The organism is Bacillus sp. X1(2014), from assembly GCF_007678255.1.
On the sequence record NZ_VEED01000058.1, the window covers coordinates 1 to 638 of the forward strand.

The following is a 638-nucleotide window of genomic DNA, read 5'->3' on the forward strand; positions in this document are numbered from 1 at the left end:
ATCGGGGTGGGAGACAGTGTCAGGTGGGCAGTTTGACTGGGGCGGTCGCCTCCTAAAAAGTAACGGAGGCGCCCAAAGGTTCCCTCAGAATGGTTGGAAATCATTCGCAGAGTGTAAAGGCACAAGGGAGCTTGACTGCGAGACCTACAAGTCGAGCAGGGACGAAAGTCGGGCTTAGTGATCCGGTGGTTCCGCATGGAAGGGCCATCGCTCAACGGATAAAAGCTACCCCGGGGATAACAGGCTTATCTCCCCCAAGAGTCCACATCGACGGGGAGGTTTGGCACCTCGATGTCGGCTCATCGCATCCTGGGGCTGTAGTCGGTCCCAAGGGTTGGGCTGTTCGCCCATTAAAGCGGTACGCGAGCTGGGTTCAGAACGTCGTGAGACAGTTCGGTCCCTATCCGTCGTGGGCGCAGGAAATTTGAGAGGAGCTGTCCTTAGTACGAGAGGACCGGGATGGACGCACCGCTGGTGTACCAGTTGTTCTGCCAAGAGCATCGCTGGGTAGCTATGTGCGGACGGGATAAGTGCTGAAAGCATCTAAGCATGAAGCCCCCCTCAAGATGAGATTTCCCATAGCGCAAGCTAGTAAGAACCCTGAAAGATGATCAGGTTGATAGGTCAGAGGTGGAAGC

General features: G+C 55.8%; 1 rRNA gene. It reads left to right on the plus strand.

The features are described 5' to 3' along the window. Positions 1-638, plus strand: a 23S ribosomal RNA gene (locus FS608_RS29745); the annotation flags it as partial.